This window comes from Curvibacter microcysteis (genome assembly GCF_028649455.1).
In the GTDB taxonomy this organism is placed as follows: domain Bacteria; phylum Pseudomonadota; class Gammaproteobacteria; order Burkholderiales; family Burkholderiaceae_C; genus Curvibacter; species Curvibacter microcysteis.
On sequence record NZ_JAQSIO010000001.1, the window covers coordinates 1,017,643 to 1,041,956 of the forward strand.

Here is a 24,314-nt window from a genome sequence, read left to right on the forward strand (position 1 = left end):
TCACCTGTGTCCGCCTCTGCCCCAGCCCCCCTCCAAGCCCGCCCTGCGGCGTTTTCCTCGCGCGAGTTTCGGACCTCTTTGGGCATGTTCGCCACCGGCGTGACCATCATCACGGCCCGGGGCGCCGACGGCCAACTGGTGGGGCTGACGGCCAGCTCCTTCAACTCGGTGTCGCTGGAGCCGCCGCTGGTGCTGTGGAGCCTGGCGCGCGCCGCAGCGTCGATGGCAGTGTTCGCCGCGGGTTCGCACTACGCCATCAACGTGCTGGCAGCCGACCAAAAAACCTTGGCCGAGCGCTTTGCCAGCAAGAACGTGGACCGCTGGGCCGGCGTGGCGTTCACGGAAGGCGTGGGCGGCGCCCCCTTGCTGGCGGGCGCGGCCGCCACCTTTGAATGCTTCAACCGCAGCCGCTACGAAGAGGGCGACCACGTCATCTTTGTGGGCCAGGTCGAGCAATGCGGGCACCGGGAAGGTGCCTCGCCCCTGCTCTACCACGGCGGCCGTTTCTACACCGAACACCCGCTGTGACGGCGGGCCGGGTCGGCCAGGGCGCGCTCAGCGCGCCGCGTCGGGCAGCTCGATCTTGACTTCGAGCACTTCGAGGTTGTCCTGGCGCTCCAGGTGCACCTTGATGTCGTCGGCGTTGATCGACACGTACTTGGAGATCACCGCCACCAGCTCGCGCTGCAGGTCGGGCAGGTAGTCGGGGCTGGCGGCGCTGCGACCGCTGCGCTCATGGGCCAGGATGATCTGCAGGCGCTCCTTGGCCACACTGGCGGTCTTCTTCTTTTCGCCCAGCAGGAAAGACAGGAATGACATGGCTCAACGCCCTCCGAAGATGCGCTTGAAGAAGCCAGGCTTGACCGCTTCGGTGAAACGCAAGGGCTTGTCTTCGCCCAGGAAACGGGCCACCACGTCCTTGTAGGCTTCGGACACGTCGCTGCCTTCGGCGTGGATGGCGGGCGTGCCTTGGTTGGACGCCTGCAGCACGGCCTCGGACTCGGGGATCACCCCGATCAGCTGGATGCGCAGGATGTCCTGGATGTCTTCGATGGACAGCATCTGACCGTCCTCGACTCGGTTCGGGTTGTAGCGGGTGATCAGCAGGTGCTCCTTGATGGGCTCCTTGCCTTCGATGGCGCGCTTGGTCTTGGAACCCAGCATGCCCAGGATGCGGTCGGAGTCGCGCACCGACGACACCTCGGGGTTGGTCACCAGCAGCGCTTCGTCAGCGAAGTGCATGGCCATCAGGGCGCCGGTTTCAATGCCCGCCGGCGAGTCGCAGACGATGTACTCGAAACCCATCTCGACCAGCTCTTTGAGCACACGCTCCACGCCGTCTTGCGTGAGGGCGTCCTTGTCGCGCGTTTGCGAGGCGGCCAGCACGAACAGGTTGTCGCACTGCTTGTCCTTGATCAGGGCCTGGGTGAGCTTGGCCTCGTTGTGGATCACGTTGATCAGGTCGTACACCACGCGGCGCTCGCAACCCATGATCAGGTCGAGGTTGCGCAGGCCGACGTCAAAGTCGATCACGGCGGTCTTGTGCCCACGCAGGGCCAGGCCGGATGCAAAGCTGGCGCTGGTGGTGGTCTTGCCCACGCCACCCTTGCCGGAAGTCACGACGACGATCTTGGCCATGTGTTGCGAATCCTTCAGTCTTGTATTGAGTTTGTTGTTCAGAGCGCTTCCATCACCAGCTTTTCACCGACTAGGCGAATCTGCGCGGCCTTGCCGGCGACTTCCGGTGGCAGGGCCACCTCGGTGGTGCGGTAAATGCCCGCGATGGAGATGAGTTCGGCCTCGAGGCAGGTGCTGAAAATGCGCGCCTCGGTGTTGCCCCGCGCGCCGGCCACGGCCTTGCCGCGCAGGGGCGCATAGACATGCACATTGCCGTCGGCAATGACCTCGGCACCATTGCTGACCAGGGCCAGCACCACGATGTCGCCGCCGCGCGCATAGACCTGCTGGCCTGAGCGCAAGGGCTTGTCGATGATCACCGTGTTGGGCGCCGCCACCGGTACCTGGACAGGCACTTCGACCTCGCGGATCACCTCGCGCACCTCGACCTGGGGGGCCTCGCTGCGCTGGGGGATGACCAGGTCAGGCACCTCGATCAGGCCGGCGGCGACCGCCGCCGCCATTTGCGCCGGCTGGCCGCCGCGCACCGCGATGGGCAGCACGCGGTAGCGGCGCAGCAAGGCGATCAGGGCGGCAAAGTCGGGCAGGCCCTCTTGGTCGCGCACGGCGCTGAGGTCGATGACCAGCGGATCGTTGGAGAAAAAGTCAGGCGCGTCGGCCATGCGGCGCGCCAGGTCCGCTTCCAGCGTGGCCTGGTCTGTGGTCTTGAGCAACAAAGCCACCAAAGGCAGGGTGGCGCTTTTGAAGTCAAAGGGGGCACGGGCTGGGCCCGAGGTCACACCGGTCATGGGTTGCTTGCTGGTCGCGAAATAACACAAGTTTACAGTGCTGGCCGCCGCCCCCGGCGCACCAACGACCCCCAGTGCGCCACCGCTGGCACCGTGGGCGGCTCGCCGCCCGGCCGGGACACCCGAGCGACGGCCCTCCCCTGCCCCGCCGCCTATGATCCGGCGATGACTGTTGCGCGCAAAACCCACCTCGATGGACTGGCCGTGGGCCTGCTCCTGGCCTGCTGTTTGTTCTGGGGCTTCCAGCAGGTGCTGGTCAAGGCCACCGTGGCCGAGGTGCCGCCGGTGTACCAGGCCTGGCTGCGTTTCACGCTCGCGGCGGGGCTGATCTGGGGCTGGTGCCGCTGGCGCAGCGTGCCCCTTTTTCAGCGCGACGGCTCGCTGCGCTACGGCCTGCTGGCCGGCCTGCTGTTCGCGGGCGAATTTGCCTGCATCTACCAGGGCCTGCAATTCACCACGGCCTCGCGCCTGACGGTGTTCATCTACACCTCGCCGTTCTGGGTCGCCCTGGTGCTGCCGCGCTTCTTGCCCTCGGAGCGCCTGCAGCGCGGCCAGTGGGTGGGTCTGGTGCTGGCTTTTGTCGGCGTGCTGGCCGCGCTGGCCGAAGGCCTGGGCCACGCCGACGCCCTGCCCCGCCAATGGCTGGGCGACCTGATGGGCCTGGGGGGCGGCCTGATGTGGGGCCTGACCACGGTGCTGCTGCGCAGCACGCCGCTGGGCCGGGTGGCGCCCGAAAAACAACTGTTCTACCAAGTGGGGATGTCGGTGCTGGCGCTGCCGCTGTTGTCGCTGGCGCTGGGCGAGGTGTGGAGCGCCAGCCTCAGCCCCTTCGCGCTGGGCTCGCTGGCGGTGCAAGCGGGCATTGGCGCCTTTGCCAGCTACCTGTGCTGGATGTGGCTGCTGAGCCACTACCCGGCCACGCGCATGTCGGCCTTTGTGTTCTTGACGCCCGTGTTCGCGCTGCTCATCGGCGCGGCCTGGCTGCACGAGCCGCTGACGCCGGGCCTGCTGGGCGCCCTGGCCCTGGTGGGCGGCGGCATCGTGCTGGTCAACCGCCGGGCCTGACCAGGCCCGGCGCCCCAGGGCGCGCAGGCGCTCAGGCCGCAGGGGCCAGGCGCTGCGCGGCCAGCGCCACATACCAGTCCAGGCACGCCGGGTTGGCCATGGCGTCGCGGTTGACCACTTTCTCGATCGGCTGACCCAGCATCAGCTTCTTGATCGGCAGCTCCTGCTTCTTGCCGGTGAGGGTGCGCGGGATTTCGGCCACCTGGAAGATCTCATCCGGCACAAAGCGCGGTGACAAGGCCACCTTGACCGCCTCGTTGAGGCGTTGGCGCATGGCGGCGTCCAGCGTGTGGCCTTCGCGCAGCACCACGAACAAGGGCATGTAGCTGTCGCGGCCCAGGTACTCGAGGTCGACCACCATCGAGTCCAGCACCTCGGGCAAGGCCTCGACCGCGCTGTACAGCTCACTGGTGCCCATGCGCAGGCCGTGGCGGTTGATGGTGGCGTCGGAGCGGCCATAGATCACACAGCCACCATCGGGCCCGATGCGCAGCCAGTCGCCATGGCGCCACACACCCCCGGCCTCGGGCCCGGCATCGCCGCCCCCGGGCTGGCGGCCATGGCCAGCAGGGTACATGTCGAAGTAGCTCGACAGGTAGCGCCGCCCGCCCTCGTCGCCCCAGAAGAACAAGGGCATGGACGGGATGGGTTGGCTGCAGACCAGTTCGCCCACCTCGCCGAGCACGGGCTGGCCCTGCTCGTTCCAGGCCTCGACCGCGCTGCCCAGCATGCGGCACTGCATCTGGCCCGGCACCTGGGGCAGTTCGCGGTTGCCGCCGATGAAAGCCCCAGCGAAATCCGTCCCCCCGGAGATGTTGCACCACCAGATGTCAGCCCCCACGCTCGCCACTTCGTGTGCTTCGCTGCCCCCCAGGGGGGCCCCGCCCGCCTTGGGGCGGCCCGGCGGCGAGCGGGTGTCCTCGGGGCTCAAACCGTGGACCGCGCGAAACTGCGCGGTGCCCCAGCGCTGCACATCCTCGGACAGCGGCGAGCCGGTGGTGCCCAGGGCGCGCACGGCGCGCAGGTCGCCCACCGAGGGCAGGTCGATGCCGGCCTTCATGCAGTTGGCAAAGAAGGCGGCACCAGCACCGAAGAAGGTGACGCCGGTGTCGGCCGCAAAGCGCCACAGCGTGGCCCAGTCGGGCTTGTCGCGGCTGCCGCCAGGGTTGCCGTCGTAGGTGACGCAGGTGGTGCCGCTGAGCAGGCCGCTGACCTGGGCGTTCCACATCACCCAGCCGGTGGAGCTGTACCAGTGGTAGCGCTCGCCCCAGGAGTTGGCCTCATAGCTGCAGCCAATGTCGTTGTGCAAGGTCTTGAGCGCCAGCGCCACCACCACGGTGCCGCCATGGCCGTGCACGATGGGCTTGGGCAGGCCGGTGGTGCCGCTGGAATAAACAATCCACAGCGGGTGGTCAAAAGGCAGCCACTCGGGCTCAAAAGCCGCGGTGGCGGCGTCATCGCGGGCCAGCGCAGCGCTCAGTGGCGTGGCGTCGGGCAGGGTCGCGGCCGGGTCCAGGTTGCCCTGCAGCACCAGGTGCTGCACGGTGGGCAGGGCGGCGCGCAGCTCGGCCACCACGGCCAGGCGGTCGTGGTCGCGACCGCCGTAGCTGACGCCGTCGCAGGCGATCAGCACCTTGGGTTCGATCTGCTTGAAGCGGTCCAGCACCGCGTGCGTGCCCATGTCGGGCGCGCACAGGCTCCACACGGCGCCGAGGCTGGCGCAGGCCAGGAAGGCGATGGTGGCTTCGGGGATGTTGGGCAGGTAGGCCGCCACGCGGTCACCGCGCTGCACGCCCTGGGCACGCAGGTGCAGGGCCAGGGCGGCGACCTGACGGCGCAGTTCGGGCCAGCTGAGTTCGCGCTGCTCGCCTTTTTCGTTGCGGCTGATCCAGGCCGAAAACCCCGCGGCGTGGGCCGGCTGCACATGGCGGAACACCTGCTGCACGTAGTTGACCTGGGCGCCCGGAAACCACACCGCACCCGGCATGGCGTTGCGCGCCAGCACCGCGGTGTGAGGGGTCGGCGACTGCAGCTCAAAGTAGTCCCAGATGCTTTGCCAGAAGGCGTCCAGGTCGGTGACGGACCAGCGCCACAGCGCGTCGTAGGACGCAAAGCTCAGGCCGCGCTCGCGCTGCAGCCATTCGCGGTAAAGGGTCATCTGGGGCCGGAATGGGGCCCGTGTGGCGGTACTCATGGACTGAAAGCCTCCTTGCAGGCAAGGCTAGCAGTGCAGGCGGACTTGCACAGCGGGGATGTCCCGCACTCCGGGCGCCAGGCTGTCACAGGTTTGACAGCCGAGGCCCCGATTCAGAGGTGGACGGCTTCGAAGGCGGGGTGCAGCTCGTCGATCCAGTGGTTGAGCTCGTCCTCGCTGATGTGCAGGTGCTCCAGGCAGGCCTGGCCGTGCTGCAGCCATTCGCGCGAGGGCTGCAGCAGCTCGTGGTGGCCCACCAGGTACTCGGCCAGCAGGCCCATGGCGACCAGGTGGCGCACGGTGTCGTCAAAGCGGTCGTCGCCAAGGCAGGCGAAGTCGTGGTGCAGCCAGATGGCCTGGGCCACCTCGGGCGGCAGGTGCCAAGTGCGCGCCACGATGGCGCCGACCACGGCGTGGTCGGTGCGGTGGTTGACGTTCTCGGTCTTGGTGAAGGTGCGGTCCTTGCGCGCCAGCGCCTCGGTCATGGTGCCCGCGTAGCCACGCACGGCCTTCATCATGACCGGCAGGCCCACATGGCAGAACAGGCCGAAGCTGTAGCCCAGGCCTGGGTCCAAGCTGTAGAGCTGGCGGCCGATGTGCTCACAGGCGATGGCGCGGCGCTGCGAGCTTTCCCAAAAATGATCCAGCAAGGCCGAGCGCACGGGCAGCGCATTGGCCACCAAAAAGCCGGTCAGCAACTGCACCGCCGGGCGCACACCCAGGACCGTCAGCGCCAGGCCCACGGTGCGCACCGGCTGGGCCAGGCCATGCAAAGGGCTGTTGGCCGCGCGCATCACGGCCGCAGCCATCGCCACGTCGGCCGAGGCGATCTGCTCCAGAGCGCCCACATCGGGCTCCGGCTGCGCCACCGCGGCCTGCAGGCGCACCAGCAGCTCAGGGCACGGCGGGATGAGGATGTCGCGCACCGCCGGCTGGCGGCGGGCGGTGTCAATGTCTTGGTCGATCGAAGAAGAGGTCACAGGTGTCTGGGTCGCGGCAAAGAAAAGGCCTGCAAGGCGTCGCCATTGTCGTTGCAAATAGTTACTTTCGCCGCGCCTGAAAGCGAAAGAGTCTTGATTCATAACACGTTCGCATCACTTGCCAAAGTCCGCTGAACCCACCCGCTGCGCCCCCAAGGCCCTGCTAGCATCGCCGCATTTCTAACCATTCAGACAGGATTTCACCATGGGACTTTTCGATTGGCGGCTGCGGGGCGCCGAGGTGCTGCAGCAAGGCGGGGTGATCGGCCCGGACGAGCGCCTGCCTTGGGGCCAGACCGCGTTGATGGGGGTGCAGCACGTGATCGCCATGTTCGGCGCCACCGTGCTGGCGCCCATCCTGATGGGCTTTGACCCCAATGTGGCCATCCTCATGAGCGGCGTGGGCACGCTGATCTTCTTCCTGATCACCGGCGGCAAGGTGCCCAGCTACCTGGGCTCGAGCTTTGCCTTCATTGGCGTGGTGATCGCAGCCTCGGGTTACGCGGGCAAGGGCCCGAACGCCAACATGGCCGTGGCCCTGGGCGGCATCATCGCCTGTGGCGCCATCTACACCTTGATGGGTGTGCTGGTGCAGGCCGTGGGCACGCGCTGGATCGAGCGCTTCATGCCCCCGGTGGTGACCGGTGCGGTGGTGGCGGTGATTGGCCTGAACCTGGCCAGTGTGCCGGTCAAGAACATGGCGGCCAGCAACTTTGACAGCTGGATGCAGGCCCTGACCTTTGTCTGCGTCGGCTTGGTGGCCGTGCTCACGCGCGGCATGCTGCAACGCTTGCTGATCCTGGTGGGCCTGATCGTGGCCACCCTGGCCTACGCGGTGCTGACCAATGGCCTGGGCCTGGGCAAACCCGTGGACTTGTCGGGCGTGATCAACGCCGCCTGGCTGGGCCTGCCCAACCTGCAAAGCCCGGTGTTCGACGGCCCCGCCATGCTGCTGATCGCGCCGGTCGCCATCATCCTGGTGGCCGAGAACCTGGGCCACATCAAGGCGGTGACGGCCATGACCGGCAAGAACCTGGACGCCTACATGGGCCGCGCCTTCATTGGTGACGGCGTGGCGACCATGGTCTCGGGCGCGGCCGGCGGCACGGGTGTGACCACCTACGCCGAGAACATCGGCGTGATGGCTGCGACCAAAATCTACTCCACCGCCGTGTTCGCCTGCGCCGCGCTGCTGGCCGTGGTGCTGGGCTTCAGCCCGAAGTTCGGCGCCGTCATCCAGGCCATCCCGTTGCCGGTGATGGGTGGGGTGTCGATCGTGGTGTTTGGCCTGATCGCCGTGGCCGGCGCCAAGATCTGGGTCGACAACCAGGTGAACTTTGCCGACAACAAGAACCTGATCGTGGCCGCCGTGACCTTGATCCTGGGCACGGGCGACTTCACGCTGAAGTTCGGCAGCTTCGGCCTGGGCGGCATCGGGACCGCCACCTTTGGCGCCATCTTGCTGCACGCCCTGCTGGCGCGCCGCGCCGACTGAGCCTGCACGCTCAAGGGACCCCGCCGCCGTGCGGGGTCCGAATCACCTTCTGGGGGCGAATGACTTCCGTCTGTCGACCGCATGCGCTACGCTTCGCAGCGCGTCACACCCCAGGAGGATCCCCCATGTCATCTCTCAAGCCCCGCGCCCAAGGCGCTGCCATGTTCAGCGCTTGCGCCTTCTTGCTGGCTGGCCTCAGCGCCTGCGCCACGGGCCCCAGCGGCCCCTCGGCCCAGGCCGAGCTCAAACCCACCCAAGGCAACAGCGTCAGCGGCCAACTGCGCTTTGTGCAGACCGGCGCCCAGGTCCAAGTCAGTGGCGAGGTGCGCGGCCTCAAGCCCAACGCCGAGCACGGCTTTCACATCCATGAAAAAGGCGACTGCAGCAGCGGCGACGGCATGAGCACGGGCGGCCACTTCAACCCCAGCGGCGCAGCCCACGGCCAGCACGGCACGGGCGCCCACCACAGCGGCGACCTGCCCGCCCTGGTGGCCAATGCCCAGGGCGTGGCACGGATCGACTTCACCAGCAGCAGCCTGAGCCTGCAAGACGGGCCGGCCAGCATCGTGGGCAAGGGCCTGATCGTGCACCGCGACCCCGACGACTACCGCACCCAGCCCACCGGCAACTCGGGCCCGCGCGTGGCCTGCGCCGTGATCCAAAAGGGTTGAGACCGTCCCCTGGGCGCGCCGTCAGCCGACAAACCGGCCGCTGGCGCCCAGGATGCCCAAGTCGACAAAGTGCGAGCCCACATAGGGCGCGCTGCTGCCGTAATCCACCACAAAGCCGCCCAGGTCCAGGCCGCGCAGCGTGGCCAGGGCGCTGCGCAGGCGGACCCGGCTCAAGTCCTTGCCGCTGCGCTCCAGGCCTTCAGCCAGCACGCGGGTGTTGATGTAGCCCTCGAAGCTGCCTTGTGAGAACTCGCTTTGCCCCAGGGCGCGCATGGCCGCCTGGTACTCGCGCACCACCGGGGTCTTGGCCCGGTTGGGGTCGGGAAACACCATGGTCAGGGCCACGCCGCTGCCCAGCGGGCCCAGGGCCTTCACGCTGTCGTTGCTCAAGGCCACGCTCAAGCCCGCCAGCGGCAGCGAGGGCGACTGCTTGCGCAGCCCCGCCACCAGCGACTGGGACACGGCGCCCGCCGTGGCCATGAACACCGCCCCTGGCCGCGCCGCCAACAACTGGCTGATCACCTCGGGCAAATTCTTGCCACCGGTGTCCAGGGCCACCTGGGCCAGCGCCTCCATGCCCTGCGCGGACAGGGCTTTGAGCGCATCGGCCAGCACCTCGCGGCCAAAACCGTTGTCCAGGTAGACGATGGCGAGCTTGTTCATGCCCATGCTGCCCAGGCGCTGGATGAGGCGCTGGGTTTCGTCGGTGTAGCTGGCGCGCACATGGAAGATGTGGCGGTTGCCCGGGCGGCGCAGGGACGAGGCCCCGGTCAGCGGCGCCACATAGGGCAGGTTCTGCTCTTCCAGCAAGGGCAGCAGGGCCGTGTTGTTGGGCGTGCCCATGCAGGACAGCAAAGCCAGCACCGAGCCCTCGCCGACCATCTTGCGCACGTTCTCAACCGAGCGCGCTGGCACGTAGCCGTCGTCCTGCATCTGCAACTGCAGGCTGCGCCCGGCCACACCGCCGCGCGCATTGAGCTGGGCCATGGCCGCCTCGATGCCCAGCTTCAGGTCCAGGCCCAGGGCCGCCAACGGGCCACTGAGCGCCGCCGTGGACCCAATCGTGATGGCCTTGGCCGACACCCCGTCCTCGGCCTGCACAGAGCCCACCAGCGCGGGTGCGGCCGCCCAAGCCGCCCAACGCGGCGCCTGACGGAGAAAGTGACGACGACCTTGCATGGGACCAGCCTTTTCAACAGCGCAAAAGCCCCAGTTTGAGGCCCTGTCGGGTGGCCGACCATTGGGGATGGCCCGGGCACCCCGGACCGAATTCCGTCATATGCATTCCACTATTCAGTCTTTGGTGGAAATAACGAATCAACAAATAATTACTTTTACTCATTAAGAACCCCTGAAACCTCCCAAAAAATGAACTTTCAGCAACTTCGATCGGTGCGCGAAACCGTGCGCTGCGGCTTCAACCTGACCGAAGTCGCCAATTCGCTGCACACCTCCCAACCCGGCGTGAGCCGCCAGATCCGCGAACTGGAAGAAGAACTGGGCATTGAACTCTTTGTGCGCGCCGGCAAGCGCCTGACCGGCCTGACCGACCCCGGCCAGCATGTGCTGCCCATCATCGAGCGCATGCTGCTGGACAGCGCCAACCTGCGCAAAGCGGGCCAGGAATTTGTGGCCCAGCAAAACGGCTTGCTGTCGATTGCCGCCACCCACTCGCAAGCGCGCTATGCGCTGCCGGCGGCAGTGCAGGAGTTCCGCCATCAGTTCCCCAATGTGAAGCTCAATCTGCACCAGGGCTCGCCGCGCCAGGTGGCCGAGATGCTGCTGTCGGGTGAGGCCGACGTGGGCATTGCAACCGAGGCCCTGGCCCAGTACGACGCGCTGCTGGCCCTGCCCTGCTACCGTTGGACGCACTCGGTCATCGTGCAGCCCGGCCACCCCCTGCTGGACGCCCCCCTGACGCTGGAGCGCCTGGCCCAATGGCCGCTGATCACGTATGACAACGGCTTCACCGGCCGCAGCCACATTGACGAGGCCTTCGGCCAGCGCCAACAGGCGCCCAACATCGTGCTGACCGCGATGGACGCGGACGTGATCAAGACCTATGTGGAGCTGGGCATGGGCGTGGGCATCGTGGCCTCGATTGCCTACGAAGCCGAGCGCGACACGGGCCTGCGCGCCATCGATGCGGGCCACCTGTTTGGCATCAACCTGACCCGCCTGGCCGTGCGCCGGGGCAGCTACCTGCGTGGCTATGTGTATGCCTTCATCGAGTCGTTCGCGCCGACGCTGAACCGCGCCATCGTTGAGAAAGCGCTGGCCGATGACGGCCAGGCCTCGGACTACGACATCTGAGGGGGCCCCTGACGGTAAGCGCGCTGCGCCAGGGCTTGCGCCAGGTACTTCGCCGGGTCCAGCAAGCGCTGTCCGGCCAGGCCTGGGGCACCCGGCAAAGCGAGTGGAATTTCAGTGCACCCCATGATCAGAGGCTGCGCGCCATGCCGCGCCAGCAAGTCCTGGGCGACCTCGGCAAAACAGCGCTGGGCCAGCACCAGATCGCCGCGTTTGACGCCCTGGTAAATGCCCTCCATGAGCCGCTCGCGCCCCGCGGCATCGGGCGTGATCAGCGCAATGCCTGCGCGCGCCAGCGCTTCGTCATACAGGCGGGTTTGGTAGGTGCCCGTGGTGGCCAGCAAAATGGCTTGCGACACCCCTTCTGCGCGCAGCGCCCGCGCCACCTCTTCGGCCACGTGCAGCAACTCGAGCTGCGGAAAGCGCGCCTGCAGCCGCCCATGCCAGGCGTGCGCGGTGTTGCAGGCCATGGCCACGCTTTGCACTCCCAGGGCGGCCAAGCGCCCCAGGGCCTGCAGCATGGGTTCCAGCGGCTGGTGCGCGCCTGACTCGGTGGAGAGCAAGGCGCCGCTGCGGTCCGGCACCGGCACCTGGGCCAGCCAGTGCTCGGGAAAGGCCTGGTCTTGCACGCGCTGGCCCTGAGCCTGCAGCTGACGGGCACAGGCCTCGACAAAGAGGCGCACAAAATCCGCCCCCGCCGCCGGCCCCATGCCGCCCAGAATGCCCACCACCTGCGTTGCCATCACCACAGCTTCTCAGTCCACAGATTGATTGAATACACACCCCGACCATGGGGACCTCTCCTCCGGACGCCGCCGGGCCGCTCCCAAGGCGGCCGGGGCCCCCTTGGGGGGCAGCGACCCACACGCAGTGGGGGAGCGTGGGGGTCTCATGTCGCTGGCTTGTCGCTCAGGGCCTTCAAGTTGTCCTTGAGCTGCGGGCTCATGGGCAGGCCCAGGGGCAGGTTCTTGGGCGGGATGGGCTGCAGGAACCACTTGGTGTAGAGCTTCTCGAACTCGCCGCTCTTCATCATGCCGCCGATGACGCCATCCACCAGTTGCTTGAAGGCGGGGTCGTCCTTGCGCAACATGCAGGCATAGGGCTCGACCTGCAGGGACTCGCCCACCACCTCGAAGTCGGCGGGGTTCTTGGCGTTGGCTTTCAGGCCATAGAGCAGGATGTCGTCCATGCCAAAGGCCAGGGCACGGTCGGATTCCACCAGCAGGAAGGAGTCCGCGTGGTCCTTGCCGAACTGCAGGTTGAAGTTCAGGTTCTTCTCGGTGCTGTACTTGCGCAGCACCTGCAAATTGGTGGTGCCGGTGGTGGTGGACACGTTCTTGCCCGCCAGGTCGGCGTAGTCCTTGATGCCAGAGCTCTTTTTCACCAGCAAGCGGGTGCCGGTGTAGAAGTGGTTGATGGCAAAAGCCACGTCCTTGCCGCGCGCCGAGTTGTTGGTGGTGGAGCCGCACTCCAGGTCCACCGTGCCATTCATGACCAGGGGCATGCGGTTCTGCGACGTCACGGCCTGCCACTCCACCTGGATGTCGGGCTTTTTGAGCTGCTTGCGCACCGCATCCGCCACTGCATTGGCCACGTCGACCGAGAAGCCAATGGGCTTGGCCGGACCATCCAGGTAGCTGAAGGGCACCGAGGACTCGCGGTAGGCCAAGGTGATCTTGCCCGAGGCCGCCACCTTTTCAAGGGTGTTGGCCAGAACACCGGCGCTGCCGGTGGCGGTGACGGCGGCGCAAATCAGCAGGGGGAGCAGTTTCATCTTCATGGAACAAGGCCTCTCAGTGGCTAGGGGGTGGTGGGGTGGGCAAGCCATGCACCGCAGGGCGGGCTGGGCGCGGCCTCGAAGGGAGTGCACATCGCCGGGCCAGTGTAGGCAGGCCGATGGCGCGCGCGGTAATTCCTTTTCGCGGCAACCTCATTACAAAAGGTTATGGTCTGGATCCACCATGCGGATCTACCCGCAGCGCGGCACCGTCCACCCCGAAACCAGGTCGGGCCCTTGGCACCCAGCGCCACTGGTCCCCATAACCCAGGGTCATGGCCCAGGGGCCGATTGGCATGAGCGCGCGCGCACGGCCCGCCCTACAGTCGGGCTTTTCGGGAGAGCTCTGACCATGCACATCTGCGTCCTGGGCGCCGGCATCGCCGGGCTGGCCGCCGCCTATTCCTTGCAACTTGAAGGCCACCAGGTGACGGTGGTGGACCAGGCTGCCACGCCCGGCCAGGGCGCCAGCGGGGGCAACGGCGCCCAGCTCAGCTACGCCTATGTGCAGCCGCTGGCCGACCCGGCGATCTGGGGCCAGTTGCCCAAGCTGCTGCTGGCGGCTGACTCGCCGCTGCAGTTCCGCCTGCAGGCCGATCCGCACCAATGGCGCTGGGGCCTGCAGTTCCTGGCCGCGTGCCGGCGCTCGCGCTCCGAGCACAGCACGGCCTGGCTGCTGGGCTTGGCCGCGCGCAGCCGCCAGGGCTTTGAGCAGATGCTGACCGACCTGCGCCCCGACGTGGACCACCACAGCCCGGGCAAGCTGGTGCTGTTGCCCAGCGCCGCCGGCCTGGACGCGGCCCAGGCGCAGATCGACCTGCAAGCCCGCTTGGGCGGGCCCGCCCAGCGCCTGGTCAGCGCTGCCGAGAGCGTGGCCATCGAGCCCGCGCTGGCCGCCTACCAACAGCAGTTTGCCGGCGCGGTCTACACCCCCAGCGAGAGCGCGGCCGATTGCCTCAAGGTCTGCCAGGCCTTGGCCCGGGCCCTGACCCAGCGCGGCGCCACCTTGCTCTACAACACCCCCATCGAACGGCTGGTGCTCAGCGGTGGCCAGGTGCAGGCCGCGCACAGCGCGCGCGGCCCACTGCGGGCCGACCACTTTGTGCTGGCCCTGGGCAGCGACACCCTGCGCCTGTGCCAGCCCCTGGGCCTGCGCCCGCCGGTCTACCCCCTGAAGGGCTACAGCCTGACCCTGGACGTGAGCGCGCAGCCCACCCAGGCGCCCCAGGTCAGCGTGACCGACAGCGCGCGCAAAGTGGTGTTCGCCCGCATCGGCCAACGCCTGCGCGTGGCGGGCATGGTCGAGCTGACCGGTTATGGCCGCGCCATCCCGCCCAGCCGCATCGAGACCCTGCGCCGCGCCACGGCCGAGGTCTTCCCGGCCTGCCGCACCGACGGCGAGGTGCAGCCCTGGAGCGGCCTGCGCCCGGCCACGCCCAGCGGCTTGCCGATCACCGGGCGGGTGCGTGGCGGCCCAGGCAACCTGTGGCTCAACACCGGCCACGGGGCCTTGGGTTTCACACTGGCTTTTGGCACGGCCGCGGCCCTGGTCAGCGCCTTGCGCGCCTGAGCACGTGTTCACGTGCTCAGGCGCGAAGGGCCTCAAGCCGGCACGCCAGCCACCACCTGCTGGATCTCGCGCTGGATCGCCTGGGTGATGGCGCGCACCAGCACCGAGCCCGGTTTGTCGGCCAGGCGCAAGGCCTGCACCGGCACGGCAATGCGCGGCTCCAGCGCCAGCACATCGACCTTGCTGCGGTCGGCCGACACGGCGGTGCAGCCGTCGACCAAGGCCACCCCCAGGCCGTGGTGGGCCATGGCCAAGGCGGCGTGGTAGGTCTGCACGGTGACGTAAGAGTTCAAGCCCACACCGGCCTCGCGGCAGGCCTGGCTCAGGCGCGTGCCCACAGGGTCGCGCGCGTCGAGGTTGATCACCGGCACACTGGCCAGGTCGCTCAGGCTCAGGCGGCCGGCTTTCAGTTGGCGCGCCGGCAACAAGCCCTTGGGCACCACGCAGACCATGGCGCTGTCGGCCAGGTGCTCACTCGTCAGCGAGGGGTGGGCCAAGGCGCTGAAGACAAAGCCCACATCGGCCTCTTGCAGCATCAGCGTGGAGACGATTTGCGGCGAGTGCAGCGCCTCGACGCTGACCACGATGTCGGGGTGTTTTTTCTTGAAGCGCGCCAGTGCGCGGGGCAGCACCTCGTAGCTCAGCGCCAGCACGGTGACGATGCGCAGCTCGCCCGCCACATGGCCGCCGCGCAGGCTGGTGGCCAGGCGCTGCACCTCGTCGAGCTGGGCAAACAGCCGCTCGATGTGGGGGAACAGGGTCAGCGCTTCGGTGGTCGGCGTGAGCCGGCCCTTGGCACGCTGGAACAAGGCAAAACCCAGCTGGATTTCGGCGTGCTGCAGGGTGCGGCTGACGGCGGGCTGGGTGACGTTGATCAGGCGCGCCGCCGCGCTCACGCTGCCAGTCAGCATGATGGCGTTGAAGACCTCGATGTGGCGCAGTCGCATCATGGACGGGGCCGGTCAGTCGGCGGCGTGCTGGCGCGCCAGGCGCTCACTCTTCCAATAGACGTCATCGCCGCCATCGACGCGGTTGAGCACCCGGGCCAGCACGAACATCAGGTCCGACAGGCGATTGAGGTACTGGCGCGGCGCGTCGTTCAGCGCCTCTTCGTTGCCAAGGGCCACCACGGCGCGCTCGGCCCGGCGTGCCACGGTGCGGCAGACATGGGCCTGGGCAGCGCTGCGGCGGCCAGCAGGCAAGATGAATTCTTCCAGGCGCGGCAGGCTGGCGTTGAAATGCGCCAGCGCGTCGTCCAGTTGCAGCACGGCCTCGCCCTTGAGCAGTTCAAAACCCGGGATGGACAGCTCGCCGCCCAAGTTGAAGAGCTGGTGCTGGATGTCGGTCAGCAGCTCGCGCACCGCGTCGGGCAGGGTCTCGCACAGCAGCAGGCCCAGGTGGGAATTGAGCTCGTCCACATCGCCCATGGCGTGCACGCGCAAGCTGTTCTTGGACACCCGGCGGTTGTCGCCCAGGCCGGTGCTGCCGTTGTCGCCGGTGCGGGTGGCAATCTGGGTGAGGCGCTTGGCCATGCGGGGCTCCTTGAGAGTGAAAAACAGAGGTCGAAAAAAGGGGTTGCCACGGCCGCGCCGTGCCGGCGCAGCCCGCCCGCATTGTGCGCGAGGGCGGGCCTGGGCGCCCGAATCGTAATACCCACAGTGCATGGGGTCAGGGCCGCTCCTAAAATGCTATTTTTGGCCCGCACAATTTGGCCCGAACAAGAGCGCGCACCGGCGCCCGGGCCCCCCACTGCCGAACTGGAGACACCATGAACGCCCCGACCGCCACCCAGCACCTGCTGCCCGAGATCAACCAGCGCGAGGTGCCGGCCGCCCTGATCGAGGCCCTCAAGGCCCGATTTGGTGAGCAGTGCAGCACGGCCCAGGCCGTGCGCGAGCAGCACGGGCGCGACGAATCGTCCTTCGAGGTGCCGCCGCCCGCCGCCGTGGTGTTTGCCGAAACGACCGCCGACGTGGCCGACGTGCTGCGCCTGGCCAGCCAGTACGAGACGCCCGTGATCCCGTTTGGCGCCGGCTCCTCGCTCGAAGGCCACCTGCTGGCCGTGCAGGGCGGCATCAGCCTCGACGTCAGCCGCATGAACCAGGTGCTGAGCATCAATGCCGAGGACCTGACGGTCACCGTGCAGCCGGGCATCACGCGCAAGCAGCTCAATGAAGAGATCAAGTCCACCGGCCTGTTCTTCCCCATCGACCCGGGCGCGGACGCCTCGATTGGCGGCATGACCGCCACCCGCGCCAGCGGCACCAACGCCGTGCGCTACGGCACCATGCGCGAGAACGTGCTGGCGCTCGAAGTGGTGACCGCCAGCGGCGATGTCATCCGCACCGGCACCCGCGCCAAAAAGAGCAGCGCCGGCTACGACCTGACCCGCCTGATGGTGGGCAGCGAAGGCACGCTGGGCGTGATCACCGAAATCACCGTGCGCCTGTACCCGCTGCCCGAAGCGGTGTCGGCAGCGATCTGCTCCTTCCCCAGCATCGAAGCAGCGGTGCGCACCACCATCCAGACCATCCAACTGGGCGTGCCGATTGCACGCGTCGAGCTGATCGACCACAACACGGTGCGCATGGTCAACGCCTACGCCAAGCTGGGCCTGCGCGAAGAGCCCCTGCTGCTGATGGAATTCCACGGCTCGCCGACCAGCGTCAAGGAACAGGCCGAAACCGTGCAGGAGATCGCCAGCGAATTCGGCGGTAACGCTTTTGAGTGGGCCAGCACCCCCGAAGAGCGCACCCGCCTGTGGACCGCACGGCACAACGCCTACTTCGCCGCCGTGCAGTCGCGCCCGGGCTGCAAGGCCATCTCCACCGACACCTGCGTGCCCATCAGCCGACTGGCCGACTGCCTGCTGGACTCGGTGGCCGAGACCGACGCCAGCGGCATCCCCTACTTCCTGGTGGGCCACGTCGGCGACGGCAACTTCCACTTCGGCTACCTGATCAACCCCGAAGACCCCAAAGAGCGTGAAACCGCCGAGGCCCTGAACCACAAGCTGGTCACGCGCGCCCTCGAACTTGAAGGCACCTGCACGGGCGAGCACGGCGTGGGCCTGCACAAGATGGGCTTTCTGGTCGATGAGACCGGCGCCGGCGCGGTCGACATGATGCGCACCATCAAGCGCGCGCTCGACCCCAAGAACATCTTGAACCCAGGCAAGATCTTCGCGCTGTAAAAGCCAAGACTTGATAGCCCAAAACAAAACCCCGCACCGGCCTCAGGCTGGTGCGGGGTTTTGCTTTGGGTCGTTCACAGGCGGCCGGGGCTCAGGGCCCGGGCCGCTGGCGCTCACCCACCGGCTTACTTGGCAGCGGCGGCAGCTTGGCGCACTTCAGCGCGGGTCAGCGAGGACTTGACTTCAGCTTGCACGCGGGACTTGGAGTCCACCGACACGGCGGCGTCGCGGGCGGCCTTGCTGGCCTCAGCCACGACTTCAGCGCGGGTGCGTTGCGACACGGCAGCGGGGAACTGGGCGTTGTAGTCGGCTTCGCCGGCGGCGAAGCTGGGGGCGGCGGCGAAGGCGGCAGCGGCGATCAGGGCGGCGGAGATGATGTTGCGGTTCATGGTCTTGTTTCCTTGTTGTTCAGCGGTGTGCGGGGGCGAGGGTGGGGTCCTGGCGCTGCCCAGGCTGGGGGAGTGCCCCCCAGCGGCTTGGGCGTTCAGGCGCGCCAGACTCAGAAGCTCAGTTCGCCGGTGTGCAGTTGGCCAGCGCGGTTGGCGGTGACAGCGGCTTGGCGCACTTCGGTGCGGGTCAAAGCCGACTTCACTTCCGGCAGCACGCGGGACTTGGAGTCCACCGACACAGCGGCGTCACGGGCCGCCTTGTTGGCTTCAGCGGTCACTTCAGCGCGGCTGCGTTGCGACACGGCGGCGGGGAATTGAGCGTTGTAGTCGGCTTCGCCGGCAGCAAAGCTGGGGGCGGCGGCAAAAGCGGCGGCGGCGATCAGGGCGGCGGAGATGATGTTGCGGTTCATGATGTCTTTTCCTTCGTGTTCAGCGGTATGGGGGGGTGATTCAGGGGTGAGCTGAGCGGGGCTCAGAAGCTCAGTTCGCCGGTGTGCAGTTGGCCAGCGCGGTTGGCGGTGGCAGCGGCTTGACGCACTTCGGTGCGGGTCAGAGCCGACTTCACTTCCGGCAGCACGCGGGACTTGGCGTCCACCGACACAGCGGCGTCACGGGCCGCCTTGTTGGCTTCAGCGGTCACTTCAGCGCGGCTGCGTTGCGACACGGTGGCGGCGAATTGGTCGTTGTAGTCGGCTTCGCCGGCAGCAAAGCTGGGGGCGGCGGCGAAAGCGGCGGCGGCGATCAGGGCGGCGGAGATGATGTTGCGGGTCATGATGAATTTCCTTTCAAGGTTGAAACACTTCCAGTCAGTTCAGGGCTCTTGTGCCTGGCTTGTCCTGGCTCGGTGAGTCGTCCTATTTGTCTTCCGGCTCATCGATGGTGTAACTGTAGGTGTTTACCCGGATCAATAAAACCACCAGATAAGCAAATAGGAATTTCTGAAATAGCAACAATCAAGGCCTTGAAAGGCGGAACTAAACACCCAGAAGGGTGTCGGGGGGCATCGAAGGCCGGGGTTCAGGGCTGAATGCGCTGACCAGCCACGCTGTTGAGCCAGCGGCGCAAGGCCACGCTGGCCTCGCGGGCCGCCGCGTCCTGGAAGGCCTCTGGCGGCACCATGCCGGGCTGCCAGGCCTGCACCAGGGCCAACCAGGCCTGCCACGCGGCAGGCGCAGGCGGGGCGCCCTCGGAGGTCCGCGCCGCAGAGGCGCTGCCACGGCCCCGACCGGCTTGGGGGGCACGCGCCAGGGTCCAGGCCACGCTGTGCGCCATGGACGCGCCGTTGGGGCTGGTCCAGCGGTACAGGTCGGGCCCACTCTCCCGCAAGGCCAGGGCCAGGGTGAGCAAGGCGCGCAGATCGTCCACCTGGACGGCCAGCTGCGGCTGGGCCTGGTGGTCCAGGGTCTCGCCGCTGGGCAGCAAGTTGTCCATCAGTTGTTGCTGCAACCCCAGGCGCACCCGCTCCACCCAGGCCCCGTCGCCCAGGGCATAGCCGATCAGGCCCACGGTTTTGAGGCGGTGGCTGTTGTGCCGGTCCTGGGCGCTGCGCTGGCTGAGGTCGCGCGCCGCCCACAGCGCCTGGGCCCAGGCATGCCACCAGGCGTCAATGCGGGTCCGCTCAGGTGCCGCCAGGGCCGGCCGCAGCAGGCGATAAGCCCACAGCGCAGGCTCCAGGCGGCTGGCCTCCAGGGCCTCGCCCGAGGGCGGCAAGCGCGCCACCCAGGCCTGCAGGACCTGACTGGCGCGCTGGGCATACGCGGGGTCGCCCGTCAGCTGGAACAAGAAGCCCAAGGCCTGCAGCAAGTCCAGCCCCAGGGGCGCGGGGGCGGGCTCGGGGGCCAGGCGGGTGGGCGCTGGGAGGGCGTGCTCCCAGTGCTGGGCCACCAGGCGGTATTGGGACTGCACAAAGGCCTCCAGCTCAGGCTGCTGGGGAACCTGCTCGCGCAAGGCTTGCCACTGACGCTCGCTGGGCCAGAACGTGGCCGGCCCCAGCTGGGCGGGCACGGCGCGCTGCGCCCCAGACACGGCCTGGACGGGCAGCACCGACCCCGCCCCCAGCGCGGGCCCGGGCACCCAGGCGCCCACGCTCAGCAACAGGGGCCAGCAGGCGTGCAGAACGGGTTTCATGGCACTCCTCCAGGGGCAACAAGGGGCAAGTCCGCCAAGCCCAAGGCACACAAGCCTGGGCGACGCGCCAGCGGCGGGCGGTGTCGGGATGATAGACCGGCCGGGCGCGCCGGCGGTGGCGCCCGGCCCGCCCAGCCCCCCCCAGCCTCAGAGGGCGTAGACCCAGACCGGGCGCCCGTCCGGGGCTTGCAAGCGGTGCTGGCAAGCTTGGCCGGCCACTTCAAACTCCAGGCTGACCAGCCAGCTGCCCGGCACCATCTCGGCCTGCGCCTTGGCCAGGGCGCGGGCCATGCTTTCGGGCCGCTGGAACAGGTAGACGACCTGGTAGTCGGCCCAGGACGCACGCCAGATGTCCCCGCGGTGCACCCGGGCCCAAGGGCAGCGCAGCGCGCAAGCCCAGCGCAGCGGCCAGCTCCACTCCAGGCCATGCAGCTCGGCCTCGGGCCAGGCCAGGCGCAGCGCTCGCAGGCCGGCGCCCAGGCCACAACCGGCGTCCAGCACGCGGGCCCCGGCCGGCAGCGCGATCACCTTCGACAGGCCGCCCAAGGCCGCCAGCGGGGTCGGGAAGATCGGCGCATCGCGCCAGGCGTTGATGGGGTAGACCAGCAGCACGAAGCCCAGCGGCAGCAGCCACAGCCAGGCCGGCAGGCTGACCAGGCCCGAGGCCAGCAGCGACAGCGGGAAGCCCAGGGCCAACATGAAGCGCCGCCACCAGCTGTGGCCCAGCACGCTGCCCAAGACCCCCAGGCCCGCGCCGGCCAGCAAGGCCAGGGCCACGCCCCAGCCAGCCCGCGCCAGGGTGATGAACACGGCCCAGGCCGCCGCCCAGACCAGCAGGGCTGGCAAGGGCCAGGGCAGGCTCAGGCGGGCGCGCGGCGCAGCAGGCAAGGGAGAGGTGGCTGCCGGGGCTGAAAGCGCCTCAGGCGGGCTGAAATCCGGGTTGGACGCGGTCGCAGCGGTGGCGCGCGCGGGGGTGCGGGCCGCCGCCCGCTCCACCGCCTCGCGGGCGGCACTGCGGGGCGCACGGCGGGAGGCGGGGGGGCGCTGGCGGGCCATGCCGGGCTCAGAGCGCGCGCAAGCGCTCGATCAGGCCATTGAGCTCGTCAAGCGAGCCAAACTGGATCGCCAACTCCCCCATCTGCTCGACCTGGCCGTGGCGCTTGACGCGCTTCTTGACCCGCACCTCGACCGCCGCGGTCAGCAGGTCGGACAGCTCTTCTTCGACGCGCTTCAAGTCGCGCGACTTTTCTTTGTCCTTGGCGCTGACCTTGGGGGAGGTCAGGCTGAAGTCGGCGCTGATCTTCTTGACCAGGCCTTCGGCCTCACGCACCGACAGCTTCTTGGCCACGATCTGGTTGGCGGCGGTGATCTGGGTGGCGCGGTCCAGGGACAGGAGGGAGCGCGCATGGCCCATGTCCAGGTCGCCGGCCATCAGCATGGTCTGCACCGGGTCGGCCAGGTTGAGCAGGCGCAGCAGGTTGGAGGCGGCGCTGCGCGAGCGGCCCACCGCCTGAGCGGCCAGCTCATGGGTCAGGCCGAACTCCTTGACCAGGCGCTGCAGGCCCTGGGCTTCTTCGAGCGGGTTGAGGTCTTCGCGCTGGATGTTCTCGATCAGCGCCATGGCCGCAGCGGACTCATCGGGCACGTCGCGGATCAGCACCGGCACGCTGTCCAGGCCGGCCAGACGCGAGGCGCGGAAGCGGCGCTCACCGGCAATGATTTCGTACTTGCCGTCGTTGGGGCCCGCCTGCAGGCGGCGCACCAGGATGGGCTGCATGATGCCCTGGGCCTTGATGCTTTCGGCCAGCTCGTACAGCGCGCCTTCGTCCATGCGGGTGCGGGGCTGGTAGATGCCAGGCACCAACTGGTCCAGCAGCAAGGTGGCGGGCACGCCGCTGTTGGCGGCTGGCGGTGCGCCGTCGGTGCTGGGCTCGTCCACCTTGGGGCCCAGCAGGGCCTCCAGTCCGCGGCCTAGGCCCTTGGGTTTTTTGGTCACCATGGTTGCTCGTCTTTCAATCTCGTTTCAGTGGGCGGGCGGCGGCGGGCGCCGCTCAGGCGGGCATCAGCGCGCGCAGCAGGGCCTGGCCGGCGGGCCAGTCGCCCAGCTTGGACTCGGCGTTCAAATGGCCGCCGGGGCCGGCCGGCACGTATTGGCTGCCCCAGGCCCGGGCCAGGGCCTGGGCGTGGGACTCGGCCGCATAGGGGTCGTTGCTGCTGGCCACCAGGGTGCTGGGGAAAGGCAGTGGGCGGCGCTCGATGGGCGTCCAGCTGGGCAGCAAGGGCTGCAGGTCCTCGCGCTCCAGATCGGGCGGAGCCACCAGCAAGGCGCCGGCCACGCGCTGGGTGTTGCGCGAATGGGCGGCCCAGGCGGCCACCAGCACACAGCCCAGGCTGTGCGCCACCAGCAGCACGGGGCCGGGGCGGGCCAGCACCGCTTCTTCGAGCTGGATGTTCCAGTCGCCGCGCAGCGGGCGCTGCCAGTCGTGCTGTTGCACACGGTGGTAGCCCAGGCGTTCTTCCCAGACGGTTTGCCAATGGCCAGGGCCACTGTTTTGCCAGCCGGGCAGGATCAGGATGTCGGTGGGGTTCATGAAGGGGGCTCGGGAGAGGTCAGATCCAGACAGCGGCTCACATCGTGCGGATGCGTTCCACCATCTCCTGGGCAAACTCGACAAAGGCTTGGCTGCCCTTGGCCTGCGGGTCGAACACCACGCCGGGCAGGCCGTAGCTGGGCGCTTCGGCCAGGCGCACATTGCGCGGGATCACGCTGCGGAACACCTTGTCGCCAAAGTGGGCCTTGAGCTGCTCGCTGACCTGCTGCTGCAAGGTGATGCGGGGGTCGAACATGACGCGCAGCAGGCCGATGATTTGCAGGTCTTTGTTGAGGTTGGCGTGCACCTGCTTGATGGTGTTGACCAGGTCGGTCAGGCCTTCGAGGGCAAAGTACTCGCACTGCATGGGCACGATCACGCCGTTGGCCGCGCACAGGCCATTGAGGGTCAGCATGGACAGCGAGGGCGGGCAGTCGATCAGCACAAAATCGTAGTCGGCGTCGACGGCGGCCAGCGCGGTCTTGAGGCGCTTTTCACGGCGCTCCAGCTGCACCAGCTCGACCTCGGCACCGGCCAGCTCGCGGTTGGCGCCCAGCACGTCGTAGCCGCAGGGCTCGGAGTGCACCTTGGCCTCGGCCACGGAGGCGGACTCAATCAGCACGTCATAGACCGACATGGCGAGCTGGCGCTTGTCGATGCCCGAGCCCATGGTGGCGTTGCCCTGCGGGTCCAGGTCAACCATCAGCACGCGCTGGCCGATCTTGGCCAGGCCCGCGCACAGGTTCACCGTGGTGGTGGTCTTGCCCACCCCACCCTTTTGATTGGCAACACAAAATATCTTGGCCATGAGGAGCTACTTGTTTCTTCGAATTATTTGGACAGGACCAGCTTGACGCCGAATCCGATCAGGAACACCCCCGCCAGCTTTTCCAGCACGCGGGTGATAAGGGGGTTGGCACGCAGACGCTCAGCCAGGTAATGGGTCAGCAGCACCACGATCAGGCCATAGGCGAACGTCAGTGCGGCAATGGTGGCGGCCATCACGCCAAAGGTCAGCAGCCCTTGGTGCTGGGCCGGGTCCACAAACAGCGGGAAAAAGGCCATGTAAAACACAATCGCCTTGGGGTTGAGCAAGGTGATGGCAGCGGCTTGCTGAAAGTACTGGCGCGGGCGGATGTTGAGCACGGGCGCGTCACCGGGTTGGGCGCGGAGCATGCGAAAGCCCAGCCAGGCCAGGTAGCCGGCACCCAGCCACTGCACCGCCTGGAAGGCGGGCGGCCAAGCGGCCAGCAAGGCCGCGACACCGGCCACGGCCAGCCACATCAGCACCTGGTCACCCGCGATCACCCCCAGCGTGGCCGCCAGGCCACCCCCCACACCGCCCTTGCTGGTGGAGGTGATCAGCGCCAAATTACCGGGCCCAGGAATGGCCAGAAACAAGACGATGGCGGCCACAAAAGCGCCGTAATCTGCAATGCCGAACATGGTTTTTCTCCGCAAAGTGAGCGGCCGAGTTTACGCGAGGCCCCAAAGCAAGCAAGCCAGCGAAAGGGTCGGAGCCCCCG

Annotated in this window: 26 protein-coding genes; 7 read left to right on the forward strand and 19 right to left on the reverse strand. The window is 68.0% G+C overall.

Annotated features, from left to right (window positions below; genetic code table 11):
* Nucleotides 1-6 precede the first annotated feature (6 nt).
* Nucleotides 7-528 (forward strand): flavin reductase family protein, encoded by a 522-nt coding sequence (locus PSQ39_RS04590; protein ID WP_273925493.1) that lies wholly within the window; start codon nucleotides 7-9, stop codon nucleotides 526-528.
* Between the two features lie 27 nt (nucleotides 529-555).
* On the opposite strand, the gene minE is transcribed toward PSQ39_RS04590, so the two are convergent.
* The 3 genes from minE to minC are packed head-to-tail and all read right to left on the reverse strand — an operon-like array spanning nucleotide 556 to nucleotide 2,426.
* Nucleotides 556-819, reverse strand: a complete 264-nt coding sequence (gene minE, locus PSQ39_RS04595; RefSeq protein ID WP_273925494.1) for a cell division topological specificity factor MinE — start codon at nucleotides 817-819, stop codon at nucleotides 556-558.
* A 3-nt stretch (nucleotides 820-822) separates the two neighbouring features.
* Nucleotides 823-1,638 (reverse strand): septum site-determining protein MinD, encoded by an 816-nt coding sequence (gene minD, locus PSQ39_RS04600; protein WP_273925495.1) that lies wholly within the window; start codon nucleotides 1,636-1,638, stop codon nucleotides 823-825.
* 38 nt (nucleotides 1,639-1,676) lie between these two features.
* Entirely contained in the window at nucleotides 1,677-2,426 is a 750-nt protein-coding gene (gene minC / locus PSQ39_RS04605) for a septum site-determining protein MinC (RefSeq protein ID WP_273925496.1), read from the reverse strand.
* A gap of 165 nt (nucleotides 2,427-2,591) precedes the next feature.
* Here minC and PSQ39_RS04610 point away from each other — a divergent pair, with 165 nt between their 5' ends.
* The gene (locus PSQ39_RS04610; protein ID WP_273925497.1) at nucleotides 2,592-3,491 is read left to right on the forward strand and encodes a DMT family transporter; all 900 of its coding nucleotides are present in this window, start codon (nucleotides 2,592-2,594) and stop codon (nucleotides 3,489-3,491) included.
* A 31-nt stretch (nucleotides 3,492-3,522) separates the two neighbouring features.
* On the opposite strand, the gene PSQ39_RS04615 is transcribed toward PSQ39_RS04610, so the two are convergent.
* Together PSQ39_RS04615 and PSQ39_RS04620 are read right to left on the reverse strand one after the other, a co-directional pair.
* Complete coding sequence (locus PSQ39_RS04615) at nucleotides 3,523-5,685, reverse strand: acetoacetate--CoA ligase (RefSeq protein WP_273925498.1); 2,163 nt, start codon at nucleotides 5,683-5,685, stop codon at nucleotides 3,523-3,525.
* A gap of 113 nt (nucleotides 5,686-5,798) precedes the next feature.
* Nucleotides 5,799-6,665 carry an HDOD domain-containing protein gene (locus PSQ39_RS04620; RefSeq protein ID WP_273925499.1) on the reverse strand — a complete coding sequence of 289 codons (867 nt, stop codon included), beginning with the start codon at nucleotides 6,663-6,665 and terminating at the stop codon, nucleotides 5,799-5,801.
* A 205-nt stretch (nucleotides 6,666-6,870) separates the two neighbouring features.
* Here PSQ39_RS04620 and PSQ39_RS04625 point away from each other — a divergent pair, with 205 nt between their 5' ends.
* Both PSQ39_RS04625 and PSQ39_RS04630 read left to right on the forward strand, forming a co-directional pair.
* Entirely contained in the window at nucleotides 6,871-8,160 is a 1,290-nt protein-coding gene (locus tag PSQ39_RS04625; protein ID WP_273925500.1) for a solute carrier family 23 protein, read from the forward strand.
* Between the two features lie 125 nt (nucleotides 8,161-8,285).
* On the forward strand, nucleotides 8,286-8,831 hold the full coding sequence (locus PSQ39_RS04630) for a superoxide dismutase family protein (protein WP_409241984.1): 546 nt from the start codon (nucleotides 8,286-8,288) through the stop codon (nucleotides 8,829-8,831).
* 21 nt (nucleotides 8,832-8,852) lie between these two features.
* On the opposite strand, the gene PSQ39_RS04635 is transcribed toward PSQ39_RS04630, so the two are convergent.
* Complete coding sequence (locus PSQ39_RS04635) at nucleotides 8,853-10,010, reverse strand: ABC transporter substrate-binding protein (RefSeq protein WP_273925501.1); 1,158 nt, start codon at nucleotides 10,008-10,010, stop codon at nucleotides 8,853-8,855.
* Between the two features lie 189 nt (nucleotides 10,011-10,199).
* On the opposite strand from PSQ39_RS04635, the gene PSQ39_RS04640 reads away from it, so the two are divergent.
* Nucleotides 10,200-11,144 carry a CysB family HTH-type transcriptional regulator gene (locus PSQ39_RS04640; RefSeq protein WP_273925502.1) on the forward strand — a complete coding sequence of 315 codons (945 nt, stop codon included), beginning with the start codon at nucleotides 10,200-10,202 and terminating at the stop codon, nucleotides 11,142-11,144.
* On the opposite strand, the gene PSQ39_RS04645 is transcribed toward PSQ39_RS04640, so the two are convergent.
* Together PSQ39_RS04645 and PSQ39_RS04650 are read right to left on the reverse strand one after the other, a co-directional pair.
* On the reverse strand, nucleotides 11,132-11,884 hold the full coding sequence (locus PSQ39_RS04645; RefSeq protein ID WP_273925503.1) for an aspartate/glutamate racemase family protein: 753 nt from the start codon (nucleotides 11,882-11,884) through the stop codon (nucleotides 11,132-11,134). The genes PSQ39_RS04640 and PSQ39_RS04645 overlap by 13 nt on opposite strands.
* Before the next feature lie 146 nt (nucleotides 11,885-12,030).
* The gene (locus PSQ39_RS04650) at nucleotides 12,031-12,915 is read right to left on the reverse strand and encodes an amino acid ABC transporter substrate-binding protein (protein WP_273925504.1); all 885 of its coding nucleotides are present in this window, start codon (nucleotides 12,913-12,915) and stop codon (nucleotides 12,031-12,033) included.
* Between the two features lie 355 nt (nucleotides 12,916-13,270).
* Here PSQ39_RS04650 and PSQ39_RS04655 point away from each other — a divergent pair, with 355 nt between their 5' ends.
* Nucleotides 13,271-14,488 carry a D-amino acid dehydrogenase gene (locus PSQ39_RS04655; RefSeq protein WP_273925505.1) on the forward strand — a complete coding sequence of 406 codons (1,218 nt, stop codon included), beginning with the start codon at nucleotides 13,271-13,273 and terminating at the stop codon, nucleotides 14,486-14,488.
* 32 nt (nucleotides 14,489-14,520) lie between these two features.
* Here PSQ39_RS04655 and PSQ39_RS04660 read toward each other — a convergent pair whose 3' ends face one another.
* Nucleotides 14,521-15,435: a LysR family transcriptional regulator gene (locus PSQ39_RS04660; protein WP_273925637.1), complete on the reverse strand. Its 915-nt coding sequence runs from the start codon at nucleotides 15,433-15,435 to the stop codon at nucleotides 14,521-14,523.
* Between the two features lie 15 nt (nucleotides 15,436-15,450).
* The gene (locus PSQ39_RS04665; RefSeq protein ID WP_273925506.1) at nucleotides 15,451-16,020 is read right to left on the reverse strand and encodes a cob(I)yrinic acid a,c-diamide adenosyltransferase; all 570 of its coding nucleotides are present in this window, start codon (nucleotides 16,018-16,020) and stop codon (nucleotides 15,451-15,453) included.
* Between the two features lie 236 nt (nucleotides 16,021-16,256).
* Between PSQ39_RS04665 and PSQ39_RS04670 the strand changes: the two genes are divergently transcribed.
* The gene (locus PSQ39_RS04670; protein ID WP_273925507.1) at nucleotides 16,257-17,681 is read left to right on the forward strand and encodes an FAD-binding oxidoreductase; all 1,425 of its coding nucleotides are present in this window, start codon (nucleotides 16,257-16,259) and stop codon (nucleotides 17,679-17,681) included.
* 125 nt (nucleotides 17,682-17,806) lie between these two features.
* On the opposite strand, the gene PSQ39_RS04675 is transcribed toward PSQ39_RS04670, so the two are convergent.
* From PSQ39_RS04675 to PSQ39_RS04715, 9 genes are all read right to left on the reverse strand, one after another.
* Nucleotides 17,807-18,070, reverse strand: a complete 264-nt coding sequence (locus PSQ39_RS04675; RefSeq protein ID WP_273925508.1) for a hypothetical protein — start codon at nucleotides 18,068-18,070, stop codon at nucleotides 17,807-17,809.
* 110 nt (nucleotides 18,071-18,180) lie between these two features.
* Nucleotides 18,181-18,480: a hypothetical protein gene (locus tag PSQ39_RS04680; protein WP_273925509.1), complete on the reverse strand. Its 300-nt coding sequence runs from the start codon at nucleotides 18,478-18,480 to the stop codon at nucleotides 18,181-18,183.
* Between the two features lie 62 nt (nucleotides 18,481-18,542).
* Nucleotides 18,543-18,842: a hypothetical protein gene (locus tag PSQ39_RS04685; RefSeq protein ID WP_273925510.1), complete on the reverse strand. Its 300-nt coding sequence runs from the start codon at nucleotides 18,840-18,842 to the stop codon at nucleotides 18,543-18,545.
* 245 nt (nucleotides 18,843-19,087) lie between these two features.
* Complete coding sequence (locus tag PSQ39_RS04690; RefSeq protein ID WP_273925511.1) at nucleotides 19,088-20,197, reverse strand: alginate lyase family protein; 1,110 nt, start codon at nucleotides 20,195-20,197, stop codon at nucleotides 19,088-19,090.
* Nucleotides 20,198-20,344: 147 nt separating this feature from the next.
* A complete protein-coding gene (locus PSQ39_RS04695) occupies nucleotides 20,345-21,061 on the reverse strand; it encodes a class I SAM-dependent methyltransferase (RefSeq protein WP_273925638.1) in 717 nt (238 codons plus the stop codon).
* Nucleotides 21,062-21,260: 199 nt separating this feature from the next.
* A complete protein-coding gene (locus PSQ39_RS04700; RefSeq protein ID WP_273925512.1) occupies nucleotides 21,261-22,196 on the reverse strand; it encodes a ParB/RepB/Spo0J family partition protein in 936 nt (311 codons plus the stop codon).
* A gap of 52 nt (nucleotides 22,197-22,248) precedes the next feature.
* On the reverse strand, nucleotides 22,249-22,788 hold the full coding sequence (locus PSQ39_RS04705) for an RBBP9/YdeN family alpha/beta hydrolase (RefSeq protein WP_273925513.1): 540 nt from the start codon (nucleotides 22,786-22,788) through the stop codon (nucleotides 22,249-22,251).
* Nucleotides 22,789-22,825: 37 nt separating this feature from the next.
* A complete protein-coding gene (locus tag PSQ39_RS04710; RefSeq protein ID WP_273925514.1) occupies nucleotides 22,826-23,596 on the reverse strand; it encodes a ParA family protein in 771 nt (256 codons plus the stop codon).
* A 23-nt stretch (nucleotides 23,597-23,619) separates the two neighbouring features.
* The gene (locus PSQ39_RS04715) at nucleotides 23,620-24,234 is read right to left on the reverse strand and encodes a LysE family translocator (protein ID WP_273925515.1); all 615 of its coding nucleotides are present in this window, start codon (nucleotides 24,232-24,234) and stop codon (nucleotides 23,620-23,622) included.
* Between the last annotated feature and the right edge of the window lie 80 nt (nucleotides 24,235-24,314).